Source organism: Pseudomonas sp. CIP-10 (genome assembly GCF_020911845.1).
GTDB lineage: Bacteria > Pseudomonadota > Gammaproteobacteria > Pseudomonadales > Pseudomonadaceae > Aquipseudomonas > Aquipseudomonas alloputida.
Window position 1 is genome coordinate 124,162 of the sequence record NZ_CP087160.1, and the last position, 20,065, is coordinate 144,226.

Annotated in this window: 22 protein-coding genes; 11 read left to right on the plus strand and 11 right to left on the minus strand. The window is 61.9% G+C overall.

All coding sequences use genetic code 11. The annotated features are described in order from the left end of the window. Window positions 1-305: 305 nt before the first annotated feature. Window positions 306-947 (minus strand): hypothetical protein, encoded by a 642-nt coding sequence (locus LMH93_RS00600; RefSeq protein WP_064615135.1) that lies wholly within the window; start codon window positions 945-947, stop codon window positions 306-308. 369 nt (window positions 948-1,316) lie between these two features. Here LMH93_RS00600 and coxB point away from each other — a divergent pair, with 369 nt between their 5' ends. The 4 genes from coxB to LMH93_RS00620 are packed head-to-tail and all read left to right on the plus strand — an operon-like array spanning window position 1,317 to window position 5,557. Then, the gene (gene coxB / locus LMH93_RS00605; protein ID WP_003253039.1) at window positions 1,317-2,444 is read left to right on the plus strand and encodes a cytochrome c oxidase subunit II; all 1,128 of its coding nucleotides are present in this window, start codon (window positions 1,317-1,319) and stop codon (window positions 2,442-2,444) included. Window positions 2,445-2,487: 43 nt separating this feature from the next. Beyond that, window positions 2,488-4,077 (plus strand): cytochrome c oxidase subunit I, encoded by a 1,590-nt coding sequence (gene ctaD / locus LMH93_RS00610; RefSeq protein WP_003253037.1) that lies wholly within the window; start codon window positions 2,488-2,490, stop codon window positions 4,075-4,077. A 9-nt stretch (window positions 4,078-4,086) separates the two neighbouring features. Then, window positions 4,087-4,653, plus strand: a complete 567-nt coding sequence (locus LMH93_RS00615) for a cytochrome c oxidase assembly protein (protein WP_003253035.1) — start codon at window positions 4,087-4,089, stop codon at window positions 4,651-4,653. A gap of 16 nt (window positions 4,654-4,669) precedes the next feature. After that, on the plus strand, window positions 4,670-5,557 hold the full coding sequence (locus LMH93_RS00620; RefSeq protein ID WP_003253033.1) for a cytochrome c oxidase subunit 3: 888 nt from the start codon (window positions 4,670-4,672) through the stop codon (window positions 5,555-5,557). A gap of 32 nt (window positions 5,558-5,589) precedes the next feature. Here the strand turns inward: LMH93_RS00620 and LMH93_RS00625 are convergent, their stop codons facing one another. Further along, a complete protein-coding gene (locus tag LMH93_RS00625; protein WP_003253030.1) occupies window positions 5,590-5,793 on the minus strand; it encodes a twin transmembrane helix small protein in 204 nt (67 codons plus the stop codon). A 51-nt stretch (window positions 5,794-5,844) separates the two neighbouring features. On the opposite strand from LMH93_RS00625, the gene LMH93_RS00630 reads away from it, so the two are divergent. Genes LMH93_RS00630 through LMH93_RS00650 form a run of 5 tightly spaced genes read left to right on the plus strand, consistent with a single transcriptional unit; the run spans window position 5,845 to window position 9,728 of the window. Further along, the gene (locus tag LMH93_RS00630; RefSeq protein ID WP_098089579.1) at window positions 5,845-6,582 is read left to right on the plus strand and encodes an SURF1 family protein; all 738 of its coding nucleotides are present in this window, start codon (window positions 5,845-5,847) and stop codon (window positions 6,580-6,582) included. Then, complete coding sequence (locus LMH93_RS00635; RefSeq protein ID WP_003253026.1) at window positions 6,551-7,132, plus strand: hypothetical protein; 582 nt, start codon at window positions 6,551-6,553, stop codon at window positions 7,130-7,132. Before LMH93_RS00630 ends, LMH93_RS00635 begins: the two co-directional genes overlap by 32 nt. A 9-nt stretch (window positions 7,133-7,141) precedes the next feature. Continuing rightward, window positions 7,142-8,221, plus strand: a complete 1,080-nt coding sequence (locus tag LMH93_RS00640) for a COX15/CtaA family protein (RefSeq protein WP_004575260.1) — start codon at window positions 7,142-7,144, stop codon at window positions 8,219-8,221. Further along, the gene (gene cyoE / locus LMH93_RS00645) at window positions 8,206-9,099 is read left to right on the plus strand and encodes a heme o synthase (RefSeq protein ID WP_004575259.1); all 894 of its coding nucleotides are present in this window, start codon (window positions 8,206-8,208) and stop codon (window positions 9,097-9,099) included. The genes LMH93_RS00640 and cyoE overlap by 16 nt, the downstream gene beginning before the upstream one ends. Further along, window positions 9,096-9,728 (plus strand): SCO family protein, encoded by a 633-nt coding sequence (locus LMH93_RS00650; protein WP_004575258.1) that lies wholly within the window; start codon window positions 9,096-9,098, stop codon window positions 9,726-9,728. Before cyoE ends, LMH93_RS00650 begins: the two co-directional genes overlap by 4 nt. Window positions 9,729-9,849: 121 nt before the next feature. On the opposite strand, the gene LMH93_RS00655 is transcribed toward LMH93_RS00650, so the two are convergent. The 3 genes from LMH93_RS00655 to LMH93_RS00665 all read right to left on the minus strand — a co-directional run bounded on the left by LMH93_RS00655 (window position 9,850) and on the right by LMH93_RS00665 (window position 12,363). After that, window positions 9,850-10,620 carry a MetQ/NlpA family ABC transporter substrate-binding protein gene (locus tag LMH93_RS00655; RefSeq protein WP_003253017.1) on the minus strand — a complete coding sequence of 257 codons (771 nt, stop codon included), beginning with the start codon at window positions 10,618-10,620 and terminating at the stop codon, window positions 9,850-9,852. 64 nt (window positions 10,621-10,684) lie between these two features. Next, complete coding sequence (locus tag LMH93_RS00660) at window positions 10,685-11,356, minus strand: methionine ABC transporter permease (RefSeq protein ID WP_003253016.1); 672 nt, start codon at window positions 11,354-11,356, stop codon at window positions 10,685-10,687. After that, a complete protein-coding gene (locus tag LMH93_RS00665) occupies window positions 11,356-12,363 on the minus strand; it encodes a methionine ABC transporter ATP-binding protein (RefSeq protein WP_003253013.1) in 1,008 nt (335 codons plus the stop codon). Before LMH93_RS00665 ends, LMH93_RS00660 begins: the two co-directional genes overlap by 1 nt. A 227-nt stretch (window positions 12,364-12,590) precedes the next feature. Between LMH93_RS00665 and katE the strand changes: the two genes are divergently transcribed. Continuing rightward, the gene (gene katE / locus LMH93_RS00670; protein WP_003253011.1) at window positions 12,591-14,726 is read left to right on the plus strand and encodes a catalase HPII; all 2,136 of its coding nucleotides are present in this window, start codon (window positions 12,591-12,593) and stop codon (window positions 14,724-14,726) included. A 60-nt stretch (window positions 14,727-14,786) separates the two neighbouring features. Here katE and LMH93_RS00675 read toward each other — a convergent pair whose 3' ends face one another. The 4 genes from LMH93_RS00675 to zur all read right to left on the minus strand — a co-directional run bounded on the left by LMH93_RS00675 (window position 14,787) and on the right by zur (window position 17,651). Then, window positions 14,787-15,494 (minus strand): PA5502 family lipoprotein, encoded by a 708-nt coding sequence (locus LMH93_RS00675; protein ID WP_011953148.1) that lies wholly within the window; start codon window positions 15,492-15,494, stop codon window positions 14,787-14,789. A gap of 126 nt (window positions 15,495-15,620) precedes the next feature. Continuing rightward, window positions 15,621-16,403 (minus strand): zinc ABC transporter permease subunit ZnuB, encoded by a 783-nt coding sequence (gene znuB / locus LMH93_RS00680; protein ID WP_004575255.1) that lies wholly within the window; start codon window positions 16,401-16,403, stop codon window positions 15,621-15,623. Further along, the gene (gene znuC, locus LMH93_RS00685; protein ID WP_003253004.1) at window positions 16,396-17,169 is read right to left on the minus strand and encodes a zinc ABC transporter ATP-binding protein ZnuC; all 774 of its coding nucleotides are present in this window, start codon (window positions 17,167-17,169) and stop codon (window positions 16,396-16,398) included. The genes znuB and znuC overlap by 8 nt, the downstream gene beginning before the upstream one ends. After that, window positions 17,166-17,651, minus strand: coding sequence for a zinc uptake transcriptional repressor Zur (zur, locus tag LMH93_RS00690; RefSeq protein ID WP_004575253.1), 486 nt, complete (start codon window positions 17,649-17,651; stop codon window positions 17,166-17,168). The genes znuC and zur overlap by 4 nt, the downstream gene beginning before the upstream one ends. 66 nt (window positions 17,652-17,717) lie before the next feature. Between zur and LMH93_RS00695 the strand changes: the two genes are divergently transcribed. Continuing rightward, the gene (locus LMH93_RS00695) at window positions 17,718-18,626 is read left to right on the plus strand and encodes a zinc ABC transporter substrate-binding protein (RefSeq protein ID WP_003253000.1); all 909 of its coding nucleotides are present in this window, start codon (window positions 17,718-17,720) and stop codon (window positions 18,624-18,626) included. A 111-nt stretch (window positions 18,627-18,737) separates the two neighbouring features. On the opposite strand, the gene LMH93_RS00700 is transcribed toward LMH93_RS00695, so the two are convergent. Beyond that, a complete protein-coding gene (locus LMH93_RS00700) occupies window positions 18,738-19,688 on the minus strand; it encodes a homoserine kinase (protein WP_003252998.1) in 951 nt (316 codons plus the stop codon). Between the two features lie 69 nt (window positions 19,689-19,757). Then, window positions 19,758-20,045 (minus strand): DUF2782 domain-containing protein, encoded by a 288-nt coding sequence (locus LMH93_RS00705; protein WP_003252997.1) that lies wholly within the window; start codon window positions 20,043-20,045, stop codon window positions 19,758-19,760. Window positions 20,046-20,065 lie beyond the last annotated feature (20 nt).

Below are 20,065 nucleotides of genomic sequence, written 5' to 3' on the forward strand. Positions count from 1 at the left end.
GGCGAACCACCGATGCATGTTTAGGGGCGGGTTTAGCCGCGAATACGGTAGCGGCGGCAACGGTGATCGGCGGGTGGAGATAGGCCAGCAGGGCCGGCCCTTTCGCGGGTGAACCCGCTCCTACGACGGCCTGTGGCGAACCACCGATGCATGTTTAGGGGCGGGTTTAGCCGCGAATACGGTAACGGCGGCAACGGTGATCGGCGGGTGGAGATAGGCCAGCAGGGCCGGCCCTTTCGCGGGTGAACCCGCTCCTACGACGGCCTGCGCCGAACCACCGATGCACCTAGGCCGTTACAGGTCTATCAGGCCGGCTGACCCAGCTCGACACCCAGTTGGCGCGACAGGCACGGCCAGCGCTTCCACGCCTCGCCAGTTGCCGGGCTGCTCAGCTTCTCTCGATAAGCCTCCACCGATTCAACCGCAAAGCTCTCGTCATTGAGCATTTCGTCGACCGAGTGGTGCACCACTTCATCCAGCTGGTTGGCAAAGCTTTCGCCAATCAACTGGTGGGCAATCAGGTTGGCGACCGTGGTGTCGACCGGAATCAACGGCTGCTGGAAGTAGCGAATGTACAAGTCATTCACCTCTTCCACCAGGCGGTGCGCCAGGTAGGCTTCATCCAGCAGGCAGTCCAGGCCTACATGCCCTTGCATCACGCTGGGCGGCTGCAGGAAGTAGGCTTCGGCAATTTTCAGTACAGGTTTGATCTGCGATTCGATCCCGGCTTCGCGGGCGACCTCGTGGGCGGCCTCCAGCAGTTCCGGAACCTGATCGATGTAGGCGCTGACGAAGCGCGCCAAAGTACCCTGGGCGTCCTGCTCAGGCAGTTGGATCGAGGGGTGCAGATGGGGCAGTTGCAGCTCGAGACGCTGTTTCAATTGGCCGGTCTGGCCTTCATGTTGATGGGCTTGGCTTACCTGCTCGCGTACAGCAGCGATGTTCATGACAACTCCAGGGACATTACGTTTCAAACGGAAGACACTAAATTAGCTCGGTATACAGAATACCTAAGACGTATTTGTTATAAACCGCGCAAACGTGTGCTATGTCTGGCATAACCAGATGCCATTATTTAGCCATGACCTCTCAAGCGCGCGGTTTTCAGGCTATCTGGCTATTTCGTGAAGTTCATTTCACAGGCTTCATTGCGTGCCATTGGTCGCTGTCTATACTCCCGGTGAACGTGATTCGTTGATGAGGCCCGACTGCTTTTAGCAGGGGCTCGGTCGTCGAAGCCATGCAGTCTTGACCGCCGTTCCCTCTTGCCGCAGGCCACGCCTCCGGGACAACAAGAATTAGAAGGGGAACCCGCAATGATGCGACATCCACATGTCTGGATGGGCCTCCTGTTGTGGTCGGTTTTTGGCCAGGCAAACGCCGCCTGGACCGTGAACATGCACCCAGGGGCGACGGAAGTCTCCAACGCCGTCTTCGACCTGCACATGACCATCTTCTGGATCTGCGTGATCATTGGCATCGTGGTGTTTGGCGCGATGTTCTGGTCAATGGTCATCCACCGCCGCTCCACCGGCCAGCAGGCTGCGCATTTCCACGAGCACACCTGGGTGGAAATCCTCTGGACGGTAGTTCCCTTCCTGATCCTGGTGGCCATGGCCATCCCGGCCACCAAGACGCTGATCGACATCTACGATGCCAGCGATTCGGACATCGACATCCAGGTCACGGGGTACCAGTGGAAATGGCACTACAAGTACCTGGGCCAGGACGTGGAGTTCTTCAGCAATCTGGCCACCCCCACCGACCAGATCCACAACAAGGCGCCCAAGGATGAGCATTACCTGCTGGAAGTCGACCAGCCGCTGGTGCTGCCGGTGGGCGCGAAAGTGCGCTTTCTGGTCACTGCTGCCGACGTGATCCACTCCTGGTGGGTGCCAGCCTTCGCGGTCAAGCGCGACGCCATCCCAGGCTTTGTCAACGAAGCCTGGACCCGGATCGAAAAGCCAGGCATCTACCGCGGCCAGTGTACCGAGCTGTGCGGCAAAGACCACGGCTTCATGCCGGTGGTGGTCGAGGTCAAGTCCAAGGCCGATTACGACACCTGGCTTGGCGAGCGCAAGGCTGAAGCCGCCAAGCTCAAGGAGCTGACCAGCAAGGAATGGACCCTGGAAGAGCTGGTGGCGCGAGGCGACAAGGTCTACCACACCACCTGCGTGGCCTGTCACCAGGCCGAAGGCCAGGGCCTGCCGCCAATGTTCCCGGCGCTCAAAGGCTCGAAGATTGCCACCGGGCCGAAGGAAGGCCACCTGAGCATTGTCTTCCATGGCAAGCCCGGCACGGCCATGGCCGCTTTCGGCAAGCAGCTGTCGGAAGTCGACATCGCTGCTGTGGTCACCTACGAGCGCAATGCCTGGGGCAACAACAAAGGCGACATGGTGACGCCGAAGGACGTGCTGGCGCTGAAGCAGGCAGAAGCCAAGTGAACCGGGTTACTCGCGGCAATCAATGGATTGCAGGAGACAGGACATGAGTGCAGTGATCGACGACCACGCCCACGGCCACGACCATGCGCACGGCCCGGCCAAGGGCCTGATGCGCTGGGTGCTGACCACCAACCATAAAGACATCGGCACGATGTACCTGTGGTTCAGTTTCATCATGTTCCTGCTGGGTGGCTCGTTCGCCATGGTGATCCGCGCTGAGCTGTTCCAGCCGGGTTTGCAGATCGTGGAACCGGCGTTCTTCAACCAGATGACCACCATGCATGGCCTGATCATGGTGTTTGGCGCGGTGATGCCGGCCTTCGTCGGCCTGGCCAACTGGATGATTCCGCTGATGATCGGCGCGCCCGACATGGCACTGCCACGGATGAACAACTTCAGCTTCTGGCTGCTGCCGGCGGCCTTCCTGCTGCTGGTCTCGACGCTGTTCAGCCCGGGCGGAGGGCCGAACTTTGGCTGGACGTTCTACGCACCGCTTTCCACCACCTATGCGCCAGCCAGTGTCACCTTCTTCATCTTCGCCATCCACCTGATGGGTATCAGCTCGATCATGGGGGCGATCAACGTGATTGCCACCATCCTCAACCTGCGTGCCCCCGGCATGACGCTGATGAAAATGCCGCTGTTCGTCTGGACCTGGCTGATTACCGCGTTCCTGCTGATTGCGGTGATGCCAGTACTGGCCGGCGTGGTAACCATGATGCTGATGGATATCCACTTCGGTACCAGCTTTTTCAGTGCCGCAGGTGGCGGTGACCCGGTGCTGTTCCAGCATGTGTTCTGGTTCTTCGGTCACCCTGAGGTGTACATCATGATCCTGCCCGCCTTCGGTGCGGTCAGCTCGATCATTCCGGCGTTCTCGCGCAAGCCGCTGTTCGGTTATACCTCGATGGTGTATGCCACCGGCGCCATTGCCTTCCTGTCATTCATCGTCTGGGCCCACCATATGTTCGTGGTCGGCATCCCGGTGGTCGGTGAGTTGTTCTTCATGTACGCCACCATGTTGATTGCCGTGCCCACCGGGGTGAAGGTATTCAACTGGGTCAGCACCATGTGGGAAGGTTCGCTCACCTTCGAAACGCCGATGCTGTTCGCCATCGCCTTTGTCATCCTGTTCACCATCGGTGGTTTCTCCGGGTTGATGCTGGCGATCGCCCCGGCGGACTTCCAGTACCACGACACTTACTTCGTGGTGGCGCATTTCCATTACGTACTGGTGCCTGGTGCAATTTTCGGCATCTTTGCCTCGGCCTACTACTGGCTGCCGAAATGGACCGGCCACATGTACGACGAAACCCTCGGCAAACTGCACTTCTGGCTGTCGTTCATCGGCATGAACATGGCCTTCTTCCCCATGCACTTCGTAGGCTTGGCCGGCATGCCACGGCGCATCCCCGACTACAACCTGCAGTTCGCCGATTTCAACATGGTGTCGTCGATCGGCGCGTTCATGTTCGGCGCCACGCAGATCTTCTTCCTGTTCATTGTCATCAAGTGCATCCGCGGTGGCGCGCCGGCACCGGCCAAACCCTGGGATGGCGCCGAGGGCCTTGAGTGGTCGATACCCTCGCCTGCGCCCTACCACACCTTCCAGACACCCCCGGAAGTGAAATAGGAACCCGCCATGAACGGCCTGTCGGTGAAACGCCTGGTAACGCGCCTGTTGATGCTGACGGTGGTGATGTTCGCCTTCGGCTTCGCGCTGGTGCCGATCTACGACGTCATGTGCAAAGCGTTCGGTATCAACGGCAAGACCGGCGGCCAATACGAAGGTAGCCAGGTCAGTGACCCGACGCGTGCTGTGCGGGTGCAGTTCATGTCGACCAATGCCAGCGACATGGTCTGGGACTTCTACTCCACTGCCGACCAGCTGGAGGTCAACCCGGGGGCGGTGAACCAGATGATCTTCATTGCCCACAACCCGACCGACCGGCCGATGAGTGCGCAGGCAATACCCAGCATTACCCCGGCCGAGGCCGCGGCCTACTTCCACAAGACCGAGTGCTTCTGCTTTACCCAGCAGGTGCTGCAGCCCGGCGAACGCATCGAGATGCCGGTGCGCTTCATCGTCGACCGCGACCTGCCGGCCAGCGTGAAGCACCTGACACTGGCCTACACCTTGTTCGACATCACCGCTCGCCACCCGCCGGTCGCGCACGTTGCGGCGCAGGACGTCCAGGGCGCCCGTTAAGGGAAGGAGAACAGCAATGGCAAGTCATGAGCACTACTACGTTCCGGCGCAGAGCAAATGGCCGATCATCGCCACCATCGGCATGTTCATCACGGTATTCGGCCTGGGCACCTGGTTCAACGACATGAAGGCGGGCCACCCGGATTCGCACGGGCCGCTGATCTTCTTCGTGGGTGCGTTGTTTCTGGCCTACATGCTGTTCGGCTGGTTTGGGTCAGTGGTCAAGGAGAGCCGCGCCGGGTTGTACAGCCCGCAGCTGGATCGCTCGTTCCGCTGGGGCATGAGCTGGTTCATCTTCTCTGAAGTGATGTTCTTCCTGGCGTTCTTCGGCGCGCTGTTCTATGTCCGCGTACTGGCGGGGCCGTGGCTGGGAGGCGAAGGGGCCAAAGGTGTTGCGCACATGCTGTGGCCAACGTTCGAATTCACCTGGCCGCTACTGCACACCCCCGACCCCAAGCTGTTCCCGCCGCCCAAGGAAGTGATCGACCCGTGGCATCTGCCGCTGATCAACACCATCCTGCTGGTCAGTTCCAGTGTGACAATCACCATTGCCCACCACGCCTTGCGCCGTGACCACCGCGGGCCGCTGAAATTCTGGATGGCGCTGACCATTGTTCTGGGCATCAGCTTTATCGCGCTGCAGGCCTTCGAGTACCACGAGGCCTATACCAAGCTGGGGCTGACACTGGGCTCAGGGATCTACGGTGCGACGTTCTTCATGCTTACCGGGTTTCACGGTGCCCACGTGACATTGGGCACGATCATTCTGATTGTGATGTTCGTGCGTATTCTGCGCGGGCATTTCAACCCAGAAAAACACTTCGGCTTCGAGGCAGCCAGTTGGTACTGGCACTTCGTCGATGTGGTGTGGGTGGGGTTATTCATCTTTGTCTATGTGTTGTGAATACGAAAACCCTGTAGGGGTGGGTGAGCGCTTCAGAAAGGGGCGTGGGAGACCAGTTGACCGCTGATCAAGCCCCAGGCGACCAGGCCTATGGTCAAGGCTGCCAGGGTGACCCGTACGGTCAGGGCCTTGAGCAGGCGGGTCGAGTTTTCATCATCCTTGACCAGAAACACCAGGCCACTGAACAGACTGGCAATCGTGGCCAACAGCATCAGGACAATCGCGGCCTTGAGCATGGCGTTACTCCGGGGGGATGCGGTGATGTGGATAAGTATAGCGAGGCGCCCGTGAGGCCGTTTCGCCCAGGCTGGGTACCGACGCTGGTGGTGCTTGCACTGCTGCCAGGGTTGATTGCGCTTGGTTGCTGGCAACTCGGCCGCGCCGAGGAAAAGCGCGTGCTGCTGGCCACCTATGCGGAACGGCGGGTTGAAGCGCCGATCGCCACCGCCCAGCTCCTCTCGAAAGAAGACAACGCCTTCCGCCGTGTGCACCTGTATGGCCGCTTCGACGCCGAGCACAGCGTGCTGCTGGACAACCGCATGCGCGACGGAAAAGCCGGTGTCGAGCTGCTGCAGCCCTTCCACGACCAAGCCAGCGGCCTGTGGTTGCTGATCAATCGTGGCTGGCTGCCATGGCTGGACCGCCGGGTGCCGGTGCACTTCGAAACCCCTGCCCAGGCCTTGGCGCTGGATGCCTCTGTGTATGTCGCGCCCGGTAGCACCTTCCAGCTGCATCCGGACCCCATCGGTGGGCAATGGCCGCATCTGTTGACCGCTATCGATGCTGCGCTGCTATGGCAACAGCTTGATCGCGAAGGCTTCGCCCAGGAATTGCGCCTGGAGCCGGGCCCTGCGAGCTATCGCCTGGACTGGCCGGTTGTGGCCATGAGCCCCGAAAAACACGTGGGCTACGCCGTGCAGTGGTTTGCCCTGGCTACCGCTCTGGTTCTGCTCTACCTCTACTTCGGCTGGCACCAAAACAAGGAGAAACGCCATGGCCACCGCCACTCCACTGGACGTGCCTGAACGTAGCAAGCCCAGAGCCCGTGGGCGTTTGCAGCTGTTACTGATCCTGCTGGTGGTGCTTGGGCCGATGGTTCTGGCCACCAGTATGTACAAGCTCAAATTCTGGGTGCCGGAAGGCCGCAGCTACCATGGCGCCATGATTGGCAATGGGGAAAGCCGTGCCGATCTCGGCGTGGCGGGCCAGGACGAGCGCTGGCAGTTGCTGGTCAGCGCGCCCCAGGCCTGCACCGAAGACTGTCAGCGCCTGGTGTACCTGGCTCGGCAGATTCAGGTCGGGCTGGGGCGTGATGCCAGCCGCGCCAGCCATGCGCTGGCCGCCGCCCAGCCGCTGAGCGCCGACTATCAGGCACTGCTTGGCCGCGAGTACCCGCAGTTGCAGCGCTACCCGCTGGATGCGCAACGTTATCAGCAGAAGGTTGTCGAGCCCGGCCCGCAGCTGTGGATCGTCGACCCGCACGGCAACCTGGTGCTGCGCTACGACGGCAAGGTCAACGGCAAGCATGTGCTGGATGACCTGCGCCACCTGCTCAAGCTGTCCAACATCGGCTAGGAGCCTGCCATGGCCAGACCTGGATTTCGCCTTGCTGTGTTCGCCACCCTGCTGGCACTGCTGGTCGTCCTGCTTGGTGCCTATACCCGCCTGACCCACGCAGGCCTCGGTTGCCCCGACTGGCCGGGGTGCTATGGCTTTATCAGCGTGCCCAAGACTGACGCGCAGTTGGCCCATGCCGAGCTGCACTTTCCGGAGCACCCGGTGGAAGCTGCCAAGGGCTGGGCGGAGATGGTCCACCGGTACTTTGCCGGTAGCCTGGCCGTGGTGATCGCCCTGCTTGCGTTCGAGGCAATGCGCCGGCATGCCCGCGATGGGCAGCCTTATCGCCTGCCGATGCTGCTACTGGGTGTGGTGCTGGCCCAGGCAGCCTTCGGTATGTGGACGGTCACCCTGAAGCTATGGCCGCAGGTGGTCACGGCGCACTTGCTGGGTGGCTTTACCACGTTGAGCTTGCTGTTCCTGTTGTCTCTGCGTCTGTCCCGGGCCTTTGCGCCCTTGCCGAAACTGCCGCTGAGCCTGCGCCGGATCGCTGCGCTGGCGCTGCTGGTGGTAATCGGCCAGATCGCCCTGGGCGGTTGGGTCAGCGCCAACTACGCAGCCGTGGCCTGCATCGACCTGCCGACCTGCCATGGCCAGTGGTGGCCAGCGGCGGACTTCAGCAACGGCTTCCACCTGACCCAGCACGTCGGCCCCAATTACCTTGGCGGGCAGTTGGACAGTGATGCGCGCACGGCCATCCACATCAGCCACAGGTTGGGCGCGCTACTGGTGACCTGTGTGCTGTTGATGCTCAGCTGGAAGCTGCACCGCTGTGGTCTCCCCGGCCTGGCGCGGCTGGTGCTGCTGGCGCTGGCCTTGCAAGTGGGCCTGGGCATCAGCAACGTGGTGTTCCACCTGCCGCTGGCGGTGGCTGTTGCGCACAATGCCGGCGGGGCGATGCTGCTGCTGAGCATGGTGCTGGTGAACTACCGCATTCGAGTGGTCGACAAGGTTCGTATGGGTGTCGGCCATGGTTGGCGTCTGCGGCCGGTGGTCGGGGTGGGCATTTCCCATCACATGAGGAACGACTCGTGGCGACGCTTCTAAGCGTACGACGGGCCCGCTGGCGCGATTACCTTGAGCTGACCAAGCCCAAGGTGGTGGTGCTGATGCTGATCACTTCGCTGGCGGGCATGTTCCTGGCCACCCGGGCGGGCGTCAGCTGGAGCGTGCTGTTGTTCGGCAACCTGGGCATCGGCCTGTGCGCGGGTGGTGCAGCGGTGGTCAATCATGTGGTGGATCGGCGCATCGATGCGCTGATGGCACGCACCCACAAACGGCCTTTGGCCCAAGGCCGAGTCGAGCCCCTGCCGGCGCTGTTGTTCGCTTTGGCCCTGGCGCTGCTGGGCATGGTCCTGCTGCTGGTGTTCACCAACGCCCTCACCGCCTGGCTGACCCTGGCCTCATTACTCGGTTATGCGGTGCTCTACACCGGCTTTCTCAAGCGCGCCACGCCACAGAACATCGTCATCGGTGGCCTGGCCGGTGCCGCTCCGCCGTTGCTCGGCTGGGTGGCGGTAAGCGGCCATGTCAGCGCCGAACCCTTGCTGCTTGTGCTGATCATTTTCGCCTGGACCCCGCCGCATTTCTGGGCGCTGGCCATCCACCGCAAGGAGGAATACGCCAAGGCCGATATCCCGATGTTGCCGGTGACCCACGGCGAGCGCTACACCAAACTGCATATCCTGCTGTACACCCTGATCCTGCTGGCGGTGAGCCTGCTCCCGTATGCCATCCACATGAGTGGCCCGCTGTACCTGGCCTGTGCCCTGGGCTTGGGCCTGCGCTTCCTGCATTGGGCCTGGGTGTTGTACCGTAGCAGCCGGCCGCACGCGGCGATCGGCACCTTCAAGTACTCTATCGGCTACCTGTTCGCGCTGTTCATCGCGTTGCTCCTTGACCACTACCTGTTGCTGAGCCTATGACCCGAACCCAGAAAACCGTCTTCATCCTCGTTGCCCTGGTCGCGTTGATCCTGGGCCTGACCGTCAACAAGGTGCTTAATGGTCGTGACCAGCCCAACCCTGCCGAGCTGATTGATGCGGGCATCATCCTGCTGCCGCAGAGCCGTGCCGTGGCTGATGTCACCATGACCAATCAGGACGGCCAGCCGGTGCAGATGGATGACCTCAAGGGCAAATGGTCGCTGCTGTTCTTTGGCTACACCTACTGCCCGGACATCTGCCCGACCACCCTGGCCCAGTTGCGCCAGGTGAAGAGCGAGCTGCCCAAGGATGCCGTCGACCGGCTGCAGGTGGTGTTGGTGAGCGTGGACCCTCACCGCGACACGCCGAACCAGCTGAAGCAGTATCTGGGCTATTTCGACAAGGACTTTGTCGGCGTGGCGGGGTCGATCGAGGATACCCAGAAGCTGGCCAATGCCTTGAGCATTCCGTTCATTCCGGCGGATACCAGCAAGCCGGGGTATACCGTGGATCACAGCGGTAACCTGGCGATTGTCGGGCCGGATGGGCGACAGCGTGGGTTCATTCGGGCGCCGTTCAACAACCAGAAGCTGGGGGCGCAGTTGCCGGGGCTGGTCAAGCGGGATTGAGAGTGCTGGGCCTGCTGCGCAGGCCTTTCGCGACACAAGGCCACGGATCGGCGTACGCCTTACTTTGTGGGAGCGGCCTTGCGTCGCGAAAGGGCCGCAAAGCGGCCCCGGGGATGTTGGCTCAGAACGCCGGAACCACAGCGCCTTTGTACTTCTCGATGATGAACTGCTTCACCTCAGGCGAGTGCAGTGCAGCCGCCAGTTTCTTCATGTCGTCCGAGTCCTTGTTGTCCGGGCGGGCAACCAGGATGTTCACGTAAGGCGAGTCGCTGCCCTCGATGGCCAGCGCGTCTTTTTCCGGGTTCAGCTTGGCTTCCAGCGCGTAGTTGGTGTTGATCAGGGCGGCATCTACCTGGGTCAGCACACGCGGGATGGTGGCGGCTTCCAGCTCACGGAACTTCACGTTTTTCGGGTTCTCGGCAACATCCTTCACGGTCGACAGGATGTTCTTGTTGTCCTTGAGCTTGATTACGCCAGCCTTGTCCAGCAGCAGCAAGGCGCGGCCGCCGTTGGTGGCGTCGTTGGGGATGACCACGGTGGCGCCGGAGGACAGCTCGTCCAGCTTCTTGATCTTGGACGAATACACGCCCAGTGGCTCGATGTGCACGCCTGCCACGCTCACCAGCTGGGTACCCTTGGCCTTGTTGAACTCATCCAGGTAAGGCTGGTGCTGGAAGAAGTTGGCGTCCAGGCGCTTTTCGGCCACCTGCACGTTCGGCTGGATGTAGTCGGTGAATTCCTTGACCTTCAGCTCTACGCCTTCTTTCGCCAGTTGTGGTTTGACGAAGTTGAGGATCTCGGCGTGCGGCACCGGGGTGGCGGCGACGGTAAGGGTATCGGCCTGGGCCGAGAAGGCCGCGACAGCGGCAGCGACAGCAAGCAGCTTCTTCATTGATCACTCCTTGTGAGGGCCGCGACGGCCCCCGAACGGGTCGGCCTGGCCGACCCCATTGGGGTTATTTACGGGAAAAATGCACGACCAGTTTGTCGCCCACGCTCTGCAGTACTTGAACCAGTATCAGCAGCAGTACCACAGTCACTACCATCACATCGGTCTGGAAACGCTGGTAACCGAAGCGGATAGCCAGGTCACCAAGGCCACCGGCACCCACCACACCGGCCATGGCGGTGTAAGAAACCAGGGTGATGGCGGTTACGGTAATGGCCGCGAAGATGCCCGGACGGGCTTCCGGCAGCAGCGCACTGGTGATGATCTGGCGGGTGGTGGCGCCCATCGACTGGGTGGCTTCGATGATGCCGCGGTCCACTTCACGCAAGGCGGTTTCAACCAGGCGTGCAAAGAACGGCGTGGCACCCACTACCAGCGGCGGGATGGCGCCTGCAACGCCCAGCGAGGTACCGGTGATCAGCACGGTGAACGGGATCATCACGATCAGCAAAATGATGAATGGCAGCGAGCGCAGGATGTTGACCACCAGCGACAGCAGCGCATAGACGCCTTTCTGTTCGAACATCTGCTTTGGCCCGCAGAGGAACAGCAACACGCCCAGTGGCAGGCCCAGCAGCACGGTGAAGAACAGCGAGCCGAACAGCATGATCATGGTATCGACGGTGGCCAGCCAGATTTCGGCCCAGTCGACGTTGGCAAAGAAATTCAGGGCGTCCATCAACGCAGTACCTCCATATGTACGTCAGCTGCCTTGAAGCGGGCGAACGCCGCTTCCATGTCTCCGCCGATCAGGGCGAGAGTGAGCTGGCCATAGGGGACATCCTTGATGCGGTCGATACGCCCGGCGAGGATGCTGTAGTCGACACCGGTTTCGCGGGCCACGGTGCCCAGCAGCGGCGCGTAGGTGGCGTCGCCCTGGAAGGTCAGGCGTACGATGCGGCCTGGCACGTGGGCAAAGTCGTCGCGCTGCTCGCCTTCGTCGACCTGCTCGTCTTCCTGGACGAAGCGCTTGGTGGTGGGGTGCTGCGGGTGCAGAAACACCTCGGCCACCGAGCCTTGCTCGACGATCTGACCGGCGTCCATCACGGCCACGCGGTCGCAGACACGGCGGATCACGTCCATCTCGTGGGTAATCAGCACGATGGTCAGCTTCAGTTCACGGTTGATCTCGGCCAGCAGTTGCAGGACCGAGGCCGTGGTTTGCGGGTCGAGGGCACTGGTGGCCTCGTCGCATAGCAGAATCTTTGGGTTGGTGGACAGGGCGCGGGCGATGCCGACGCGCTGCTTCTGGCCGCCGGACAGCTGCGCCGGGTACTTCTTGGCGTGGTCCGACAGGCCAACGCGAGCCAGTAGCTCGGTGACACGCTTGTCGATTTCGCTGCGCGACAGCTCACCGGCCAGGGCCAGTGGCAGGGCGACGTTGTCGGCGACGGTCTTGGAAGCCAGCAGGTTGAAGTGCTGGAAAATCATCCCGACTTGCTGGCGGAAGCCGCGCAACTGGCTGGCGTTGAACGCGGTGACATCTTCGCCGTCGACGATGATCGTGCCGCCGGAGGGCTCCTCCAGGCGGTTGATCAGGCGCAGCATGGTGCTTTTGCCAGCGCCGGAATGGCCGATCAGGCCGAACACCTGGCCATCTTCGATGGTCAGGCTGGTCGGATTCAGTGCGGGGATTTCCCTACCGGCAACGCGGTAGGTTTTATGTACCTGTTGGAACTCGATCACGTAGCGAACCTTGTGGGGCGCATTGAAATTTGGGTCAGCGGTTAGCTGGGGTCGCGCATTTTAGCCTTTTCCCATAGCTGTTCTTAGCATTTATTTCGTCATGCACCAATCCATCGGGCATATCGCGACAACCGGTAATCCTGATTGAACGCTCGGCAACGCCCTCCAGTCACTACTTGCACAAGCCCTGAACGGGCACGCCTTAAGACTGATGAGGAGAGCCGATCATGCCCAGCAAGAAAACGGATGCGCCCAAGCACAGCGAGGCCGCCGGTACCCAGACCCCCGACAGGGCCAACACCAATGCCAAGCTGCAGAGCCTGGAGGCCGACCGTAGCGATGCGACCGGGCATGCGCTGCGAACCAACCAAGGCGTGCGCATTGCTGACAACCAGAACTCCCTCAAGGCGGGTGATCGCGGACCTTCGCTGCTTGAAGACTTCATCATGCGCGAGAAAATCACCCACTTCGACCATGAGCGTATCCCCGAGCGCATCGTGCACGCACGCGGTACCGGGGCACACGGGTTCTTCCAGAGCTACGGCAACCACGCTGAGCTGACCAAGGCCGGCTTCCTGCAAGATCCGGAAAAGATCACCCCGGTTTTTGTCCGCTTCTCGACGGTTCAGGGCCCACGCGGGTCTGGTGACACGGTGCGAGATGTACGGGGCTTTGCCGTCAAGTTCTATACAGATGAAGGCAATTTCGACTTGGTCGGCAACAACATGCCGGTGTTTTTCATCCAGGATGCCATCAAGTTCCCCGATTTTGTCCACGCGGTGAAGCCAGAGCCCCACAACGAGATACCGACCGGCGGTTCGGCTCACGACACCTTTTGGGATTTCGTCTCGCTGGTGCCGGAGTCGGCCCATATGGTCATGTGGGCCATGTCTGACCGCGCCATCCCGCGCAGCCTTCGAATGATGGAAGGCTTTGGCGTGCATACTTTCCGTCTGATCAATGCCAAGGGCGTGGCCAGCTTCGTCAAGTTTCATTGGAAACCACGCCAGGGCGTGCATTCCCTGCTGTGGGACGAAGCCCAGAAGCTGGCGGGCAAGGACACCGACTTCCAGCGCCGTGACCTATGGGAAGCCATCGAAACCGGTGACTACCCGGAATGGGAACTGGGCGTGCAAATTGTGCCTGAGGCTGACGAGCACAAATTCGACTTCGACCTGTTGGACCCGACCAAGATCATCCCGGAGGAACTGGTACCCGTCACGCCGCTGGGCAAGATGGTGCTCAACCGCAACCCGGACAATTTCTTTGCCGAGGTCGAACAGGTGGCGTTCTGCCCAGGCCATATCGTGCCAGGTATCGACTTTACCAACGACCCGCTGCTGCAGGGCCGGCTGTTCTCGTACACCGATACCCAGATCAGCCGCCTGGGTGGGCCGAACTTCCACCAGATCCCGATCAACCGGCCGGTAGCGCCGAACCACAACAACCAGCGTGATGCCCTGCACCAGCACGTCGTGCACAAGGGCCGGGCTTCCTACGAGCCCAACTCGATTGATGGCGGCTGGCCGAAGGAAACCCCGCCTGCGGCGCAGGACGGCGGCTTCGAGAGCTATCAGGAGCGTATCGATGCGCACAAGATTCGCCAGCGCAGTGAGTCGTTCGGCGATCACTTCTCGCAGGCTCGGCTGTTCTTCCAGAGCATGAGCCCGACCGAGCAACAGCACATCATCAAGGCTTACAGCTTCGAGTTGGGCAAAGTGGAGCGTGAACATATCCGCGCCCGGGAAGTGAATGAAATTCTCGCCAACATCGACCTGAAGCTGGCGGCGGCGGTTGCGGCCAACCTTGGCCTTCCTGCGCCGAAAGCGGGTACGGTGAAGGTGAAGGGTAGCCAGCTGACGCAATCGCCTGCGTTGAGCCAGATGAACCACCCAGGTTCGGTGGGTATCAAGGGGCGCAAGATTGCTGTGCTGGTGGCAGATGGCGTGGACGCTGCCAGCGTGGACAAACTGGTCAAGGCCCTGGAAGCGCACAGTGCCCGGCCGATGCTGCTGGGGCCGACCTCGGCGCCGGTGAAGGCGGCGGATGGCAAACAACTGCCGGTAGCGGCGTCGATGGAGGGGATGCCTTCGATCATGTTCGACGGGATTGTCGTGCCTGCGGGCAAGGCCTCTACGGATGCGCTGGCGGCTAGCGGATTGGCCAAGCACTTCGTGCTGGAGGGCTACAAGCACCTGAAGGCGCTGGTGCTGACCAAGGAATTGGCGAAAGCGTTGGGGCTCAAGGAGGACAAGGGGCTGCTGCTCGGGGATGAGCAGAAGGCAGTGGATGCCTTTGTCAAAGCGGTTGAAAGCCACCGGGTGTGGGAGCGGGAGGCGGCAGCTGAAGCTGTTCCTGCCTGATAAGGCCTTGTCGCGGGTAAACCCGCTCCTGATAGAGGAGCGGGTTTACCCGCGAAGCGTTTACTGCTGATGCGGGACCAGCACCACCTGTGCCGGCAGCGAGCGCTGGATCTGATGCTTCTGCTTCAGCTCAAACCCACTGTCAATCTTGCGCACGCGCTTTTCCAGCAAGGTCTTCAGCCAAGGTGCATCCTCGGTGCGCGGTACCTGGAATACCACTTCACACTGGTAACTCACCACATCGGCGGCAATGTCGTCCAGTTGGCGGCGCAGCGCGCGGCTGTCAGTGGTCTTCAAGGCCACCACGGTACTGGGCGCTGTCGGGTCGATGATGCGTGCCTTGGGCTTGGCTTCGGCGGCTTTCAGCGCAGCTTCAGCCTTTTCCAGTTCGGCCTTGCGGGCCTGGGTCACGGCATCCCCGCCGGTCACCGCTGGCGCCTGCGGCATCAGTGCCCGGGCACGGGCCAGCGCGGTAGCTGCCGCGTTTACATCGCCCTTCTGCAGAACGATCTGGCTACGTTGCAGGTAAGCTTCGGCCAGTTGGCGCTGGTATTGCTCCAGGCGTGCATCATCCGGCGACTGGGCCTGCAGTGCAGCAAGCTGGTCTTCGGCGGTAGCCAGCTCGTTGCTGGCGATGTTCTGTTGCAACTGCTGCCAGGCATCTGCTTGAGCAGGTGCGGTGGCCTGTTCGACCGGCGCATTGGAACAGGCAGCCAGGATCAGGGAAAACGCGGCAACAAGCAGATAACGGGAGGCGAACGGCTTCATTCCTGCGACTCTCTATTTGCGCAAAAAGCGAGCAAGTCTACACCCAGGTGCGCACGCTCGAAAATAGGCCTTACAGACCCTTTACGGGCCGAAGGTTGCAAGGCGTGCCTGCACACGCCTTGCTTTTCAGCGTTTTGGCAGAGCCAGGCTCAGCAAGAATAGCACCGCGGCGCAGACCACGATCGAGGGCCCGGCGGGGGTGTCCTTGAACCAGGACATGGCCAGGCCGCCGCAGACTGCGGTGACACCCAGCAGGCTGGCACCCAGGGCCATCTGCTCTGGTGAGCGGGCGTGACGCTGTGCCGCAGCGGCAGGAATGATCAGCAGTGAGGTAATCAGCAACACGCCAACGATTTTCATGGCAACCGCAATCACCACCGCGATCAGCAGCATCAGCGCCATGCGCAAGCCGGCCACGGGCAGGCCTTCTACCATGGCCAGTTCTTCGTGCACGGTAACCGCCAGCAGCGGCCGCCACAGCACAGCGAGCAGCAGCAGAACCAGTGCACTGCCGCCGAGGATCCAGGCCAGGTCGGTGGTGCTGATGGCCAGCAGATCGCCGAACAGGTAAGCCATCAGGTCAATGCGCACATCGTGCATGAAGCTCAGCACCACCAGGCCCAGCGACAAGGTGCTGGGGGCCAGGATACCCAGGAGGGTGTCGGAGGCCAGCGGCTGGCGTTGCTGCAATGTCACCAGCAGAATCGCCAGCAACAGGCAGCCCACGGTTACCGCCAGCGCCGGGCTGACATCCAGGGCAAAGCCCAGGGCCACACCGAGCAGCGCGGCGTGAGACAGGGTGTCGCCAAAATAGGCCATGCGCCGCCATACCACGAAGGAGCCCAGTGGGCCTGCAACCAGTGCCAGGGACAAGCCGGCAAGCAAGGCGTAGAGAAGAAAATCAGCCATGCTTGCAGTGCTCTCCGTGAACATGGGTGCCAGGGGCGACCACCGAGCCATGCAGGTCGTGGCTGTGGTCGTGATGGTGGTGGTAGATGGCCAGGCTCGGTGCGGTCTTGCCGAACAGCTCGACGAACGCCGGATCACCGCTGACTTGCTCAGGGTGACCCGAGCAGCACACGTGGCGGTTCAGGCACACCACCTGGTCGGTAGCGCTCATGACCAGGTGCAGGTCGTGGGACACCATCAGTACGCCGCAGCCGTGGCGGTCGCGCAGGCGGGTGATGAGGTTGTAAAGCTCGGTCTGGCCGACCACGTCCACACCTTGTACCGGTTCGTCGAGCACCAGCAACTGGGGTTCGCGCAGCAAGGCGCGGGCCAGCAGCACGCGTTGCATTTCGCCGCCGGAAATAGTCTGGATCGGGCTGTCGATGACTTGCTCGGCGCCCACTTCCTGCAGCGCCGACAAGGCTGCCGCGCGGTCTACGCCGGGCACCAGGCGCAAGAAGCGCAGCACCGACAGCGGCAGCGTGGCATCAACCTGAATTTTCTGCGGCATGTAGCCAATGCGCAGCTTGGGTTTGCGCCATACCTTGCCGCGATGTGGCTTGAGCAGGCCAAGTACGGCGCGCACCAGGGTCGTCTTGCCCGCCCCGTTAGGGCCAATCAGGGTGACGATCTGGCCTGGGGCGACCGACAGGTCGATGCTGTCGAGCACCGCCTCACCGCCAAAGGTGACGCCGACCTGCTCCAGGCGAATCAGGGCGTCGCTCATGCCGCGCTCCGGCAGTTACCGCACAGGCCGACCACTTCCACGGTCTGGGTCTCGACCGTGAAACTCACGCCTTTGGCGCTGTTGATGATGGCCTCGCTGATGCTGCTCTGCTCGAGCTCGATGGCCACATGGCAGGCCCGACAGATCAGGAACTGGCCTTGGTGCACGTGCTCGGGGTGGCTGCAGCCGATGAAGGCGTTGAGCGATGCGATGCGATGTACCAGGCCGTTTTCCAGCAGGAAGTCCAGCGCACGGTACACCGTGGGCGGCGCGGCGCGGCGGCCGTCCTGCTCACTGAGCACAGCGAGGATGTCGTAGGCGCCCAGTGGCTTGTGGCTCTGCCACACCAGCTCCAGCACACGGCGGCGCAGGGCTGTCAGGCGCAGGCCCTGGCGGGTGCACAAGGCGTCGGCTTCAGCCAGTGCGCTGTGTACGCAATGGGAGTGGTCGTGAGGACGGTTGGCCAGCGGTGTGATGGACATGGGCAGCGACGGTTCTGGACAGAGACGTTATTATGTTACCTGTTTCTGAAGATTCGAGTATCCACCGTGTCCCGATTCCTGGCTCTGTTTGTCGCTTTCATCGCATTATCCGCGCAGGCCGACGTGCGTGTGCTCACCAGTATCAAGCCCCTGCAGCAGATTGCCGCTGCCGTGCAGGAGGGTGTTGGCAGCCCTGACGTGCTGCTGCCGCCCGGCGCTTCACCCCACCACTATGCGCTGCGCCCCTCGGACGTGCGGCGGGTAGGCGATGCCGACCTGCTTTACTGGATCGGCCCTGACATGGAGAACTTCCTTCCGCGTGTGCTGGGAAGCCGCAGCAAGGCCACAGTGGCTGTGCAGTCGCTGCCGGGCATGAAGCTGCGCCACTTTGGCGAGGACAGCCACTCCCATGAGGAAGCAGACCATGACGATCATGACCACGATCACCGCCCAGGCAGCCTGGATGCGCATTTGTGGCTATCGTCGGTCAATGCGCGAGTAATCGCGGCAAAAATGGCAGCTGACCTGGCCCAGGTCGACCCGGCCAATGCGGCTCGCTATCAGAGCAACCTGAAGGCCTTCGATGAACGCCTGGATGCGTTGGATGGGCGTATCAAGGCGCGCGTGGCCGGTATTGCCGGCAAGCCGTACTTCGTCTTCCACGAAGCCTTCGACTATTTTGAAGCTGAATATGGCTTGAAGCACGCGGGCGTGTTCAGCGTGGCATCCGAGGTGCAGCCTGGGGCGCAACATGTGGCGGCCATGCGCAAGCGTCTTCAGGAAGTGGGCAAGACCTGCGTGTTCAGCGAGCCGCCACTGCGGCCGCGATTGGCCGAGACGCTGACTGCCGGGTTGCCGGTGCGCCTGGCCGAGCTGGATGCCTTGGGTGGCACCGATCCGGTGGATGGCAAAGGGTATGAGCGCTTGCTGGAGAAGCTGGGCGGTGACCTGGCAGGCTGCCTGGAACAGCTGTAAGCCTGTACCGGCCCCTTCGCGGGTGAATCCGTGCCCACAGGTACTGCGCAGGCCTCAAGGCCGTCGCTATCCCTGTGGGAGCGGGTTCACCCGCGAAGAAGCAGACGCGGTCTACAGCGCGAACGGCAGGTGCAAAGCCACCTGCTGGCGCTGCGCCAGACGTACTTCAAACTCGCTCGGATCGTGGATCATCACATCCATCCCGGCAAACGATTCGGCGGCAATCAGGCGCGACAGCCAGAAACGTACGCAGCCTACCCTCAACATTTCCGGCCACAGCTCGGCTTCGGCTGCAGTGAACGGCCGCAGCGCCGCATAGGCTGCCAGCAGTGCCTGGGCGCGTGGTACATCCACCGCTCCCTGCTCATCCAGGCACCAGTCGTTCACGGTGATGGCAATGTCATACAGCATCGGCCCGGAGCAGGCATTGTAGAAGTCGATCACACCGGTCAGGTGGGTGCCTTCGAACATCACGTTGTCGCGGAACAGGTCGGCATGCAGGTTGGCCCGCGGCAAGGCCAGGATCTGCGCCTTATGTGCGCTGATTTCGTCCAGCGCCGGCTGCAGCAATGCGGCTTGCTCCGCAGTCAGGCGTGGCAGTAGCTCGGCACCCGAGGCCAGCATCCAGTCCAGGCCGCGGTCGGTGCGGCGCTCGATGATGTGCTCTCGGGTGGCCAGGTGAATGTGTGCCAGTAGCTCGCCGACCTGGGCGCAGTGCTGGTTGTTGGGTGCCTTGATGTGTTTGCCCGACAGCCTGGGCTGCAGCAATGCCGGCTTGCCGCACAGCTCGCGCAGGCCGTTGCCGTCGCGATCACGAATGGCATAGGGCACCGGCATGTCGGCACCGTGCAGGGTATCGAGCAGCTCGATGAAGAACGGCATGTCCTCGCTGGGCCCACGCTCGATCAGCGTCAGGACGAACTCCCCCTGTTCGAGGCTGACGAAGAAATTGCTGTTCTCGGTACCGGCGGCAATGCCCTGGAAGTCGAGCAGACGGCCCAGCTCGTACGGCGCCAGAAAGGTTTCCAGCTCAGGCCGGGTCACGGGGGTGAAGACTGACATGATGAAAAAATGCCCATACGGGCACTTCCGCCGGGAAGTGCCGGGTTGATGTGAACGGTGCGCGTCAGCTTACCACTCGAAGATCTTCCAGGACGGAATCAGCATGTCCGGCTGGTCGGATCGAATGAAATTGGCATCAGTGCCATCAGCGCGTACCAGGAAGTAAGGCTTGCCGTTTTTCGGCGTGATCTTGATCGCATACAGGAAGCCGTTTTGCCGGTATTCCTGGATGGTTTTATCGCCTTCCGTGCGAATGGTCACCTCGGGATCGGCCGAGGGGGCGTCGTCCGCCGCCAGGGTGACGACAGGCGTGGTTGCCAACAGGCCGAGCAGTAACAGGCGATTGAGTGTGCGCATGATAACCTAGTCCCTTTGTC

Coding starts and splice junctions, on each gene's coding strand:
- ctaD (WP_003253037.1), top strand. CDS start 2,488: ATGAGTGCAGTGATCGACGACCACGCCCACGGCCACGACCATGCGCAC.
- LMH93_RS00650 (WP_004575258.1), top strand. CDS start 9,096: ATGACCCGAACCCAGAAAACCGTCTTCATCCTCGTTGCCCTGGTCGCG.
- znuC (WP_003253004.1), bottom strand. CDS start 17,169: ATGAGCGACGCCCTGATTCGCCTGGAGCAGGTCGGCGTCACCTTTGGC.
- LMH93_RS00620 (WP_003253033.1), top strand. CDS start 4,670: ATGGCAAGTCATGAGCACTACTACGTTCCGGCGCAGAGCAAATGGCCG.
- LMH93_RS00625 (WP_003253030.1), bottom strand. CDS start 5,793: ATGCTCAAGGCCGCGATTGTCCTGATGCTGTTGGCCACGATTGCCAGT.
- coxB (WP_003253039.1), top strand. CDS start 1,317: ATGATGCGACATCCACATGTCTGGATGGGCCTCCTGTTGTGGTCGGTT.
- LMH93_RS00655 (WP_003253017.1), bottom strand. CDS start 10,620: ATGAAGAAGCTGCTTGCTGTCGCTGCCGCTGTCGCGGCCTTCTCGGCC.
- LMH93_RS00600 (WP_064615135.1), bottom strand. CDS start 947: ATGAACATCGCTGCTGTACGCGAGCAGGTAAGCCAAGCCCATCAACAT.
- katE (WP_003253011.1), top strand. CDS start 12,591: ATGCCCAGCAAGAAAACGGATGCGCCCAAGCACAGCGAGGCCGCCGGT.
- LMH93_RS00615 (WP_003253035.1), top strand. CDS start 4,087: ATGAACGGCCTGTCGGTGAAACGCCTGGTAACGCGCCTGTTGATGCTG.
- LMH93_RS00660 (WP_003253016.1), bottom strand. CDS start 11,356: ATGGACGCCCTGAATTTCTTTGCCAACGTCGACTGGGCCGAAATCTGG.
- LMH93_RS00635 (WP_003253026.1), top strand. CDS start 6,551: ATGGCCACCGCCACTCCACTGGACGTGCCTGAACGTAGCAAGCCCAGA.
- LMH93_RS00675 (WP_011953148.1), bottom strand. CDS start 15,494: ATGAAGCCGTTCGCCTCCCGTTATCTGCTTGTTGCCGCGTTTTCCCTG.
- zur (WP_004575253.1), bottom strand. CDS start 17,651: ATGTCCATCACACCGCTGGCCAACCGTCCTCACGACCACTCCCATTGC.
- LMH93_RS00705 (WP_003252997.1), bottom strand. CDS start 20,045: ATGCGCACACTCAATCGCCTGTTACTGCTCGGCCTGTTGGCAACCACG.
- LMH93_RS00640 (WP_004575260.1), top strand. CDS start 7,142: ATGGCCAGACCTGGATTTCGCCTTGCTGTGTTCGCCACCCTGCTGGCA.
- LMH93_RS00700 (WP_003252998.1), bottom strand. CDS start 19,688: ATGTCAGTCTTCACCCCCGTGACCCGGCCTGAGCTGGAAACCTTTCTG.
- znuB (WP_004575255.1), bottom strand. CDS start 16,403: ATGGCTGATTTTCTTCTCTACGCCTTGCTTGCCGGCTTGTCCCTGGCA.